Origin of the sequence: Algibacter sp. 2305UL17-15 (genome assembly GCF_040720935.1) — a bacterium.
GTDB lineage: Bacteria > Bacteroidota > Bacteroidia > Flavobacteriales > Flavobacteriaceae > Jejuia.
Map to the genome: position 1 here is coordinate 1 of NZ_JBFDAE010000035.1, position 1,653 is coordinate 1,653.

At 31.3% G+C, this 1,653-nt stretch carries 2 protein-coding genes; both read right to left on the reverse strand.

Going from position 1 to position 1,653, the window contains the following annotated elements; translation table 11 throughout:
• Positions 1-281 precede the first annotated feature (281 nt).
• Positions 282-1,049 carry a hypothetical protein gene (locus ABXQ82_RS18710; RefSeq protein WP_367063321.1) on the reverse strand — a complete coding sequence of 256 codons (768 nt, stop codon included), beginning with the start codon at positions 1,047-1,049 and terminating at the stop codon, positions 282-284.
• Between the two features lie 41 nt (positions 1,050-1,090).
• Positions 1,091-1,501 carry a hypothetical protein gene (locus tag ABXQ82_RS18715; RefSeq protein ID WP_367063323.1) on the reverse strand — a complete coding sequence of 137 codons (411 nt, stop codon included), beginning with the start codon at positions 1,499-1,501 and terminating at the stop codon, positions 1,091-1,093.
• Positions 1,502-1,653: the final 152 nt, after the last annotated feature.

The window sequence follows — 1,653 nt, forward strand, 5'->3', positions numbered from 1 at the left end:
TTTTCCTGCGGTAAGTTCGTCTAAAATTTTGAGTTTAAAAGATTCGGAATACCGTCTGATTACTTTGTCATTTTTGTACATAATTGATTAAGATTGTGTAGCCTTTATTCAGGACGGGTCAGTATTGTGGCTAACGTTTATGTATATGGAAAGTTGCGTGTTTGTGTGCGAGGATTTTCCGAAGGAAAATCAGATGCAAGCAAACAAGCAACTCACATTGGTTAAGCACAAACTAGCAATTTTTTATATACTTTGTTGTGGTGCGTTTTTTTAGCCTCGGTTTATAGAATGTTCCAAATGTTATCAGCGTCTCCTTCAAATGCCGTATCAATTGTGTCGTCATCAAATCCGTGTGGTCCACCATAAGTATCATAACTCGGTTCATAGGAATTGTGATTGTCGCTTGTGTAATAATTAGGTTCTGTCGTTTCAAAACGTTCGTGCATTTCTTCAACTTTACCATATAGCCGTAATCTTAAATCTTTTATTAAAACATCACTTTTTTTACACAGTTCCGCTGGGTGACTCATTCCTTCATAAACATTTTCTCCTTTTTGCCAATAAATAGGACTGATGTAGGAACCTTCTAAAATATGGATTTCACTTATATCCAATTGTGTTCTTGATGTAACTGATTTTGCATTAGTGAAAATTGCTTTATCTTCTCCAACGTCAAATCCGATACTGTCTCTACCATTTCTATTAAAATGAAATGCTTTATTAATAGTCTTAAAATTAATTAGTCTCGATTTATTAAGATTACGCATTTCATCTTTATTCCCAGAACACTCAATCCAAAAATCTTTGATTATTGGATACTTACTTTCATATAGTTTCCCGTTAGGTAATTTTTCTCCTTCTTTGTATAGTTCTGGTCGTATTGTAGACCCAATTAAAATTTCTACTTCTGTAATACCAATATCTGTGCATTGTTTAACATTCCCAGGACTTAAGAAGATATATTTTTCAATTCCTTCAACCTCAAAACCTACTCTCTGTCTCCCTTTGTAAATTATTGTAAATACGTCTTTTATTTTTTTATGTCTCATATTTTTTTACAGATTTCTGAATTTTTGTTTTTGAAATTGGTCTAACTATAATTTTGAAATTTATCTCTATTTTCATTAAGATATTTTTCAGGCGAAGGTATATTCCAATTAAAATGTACTCCTGGGTTATTTTTAATTGCTTTGCGAGCATCAGTATTAAACTTATTTAGTTTTTGATTATAATCATCTTTTAAATTGAAATTATCATTATAAAGGATAGTGTAACATTTAGAAATACATTCTAACTTTTCCTCTTTAGTGAAGGATAATTCCTTGGTGTTTTTTAGACCATAAATATTCCAAAATTCCACTAAATTTCTTGGATTTGGAATTTCGTTGGTATTGAATTTAAATCGTTTTGAAAACAGTTTTTTAAGAAAACCTTTTCTGTTTTTATTATAAAATGCTTCAATTATTCCAATTGCAATTATTTCACTTTCAATTAGTTTCATTGTTATCTCGATGTTTTTCTTAAATGCACCACAACGTGCCGCGTGTAATGATAGTTGCGTGATTAAGCCACTAATTTAGCAAACACAATCGAGCCGGAGAAAATTCCGCAGGAATTTTCCAGATATGCAGTTGCCCGAGCAATTATTTTTAC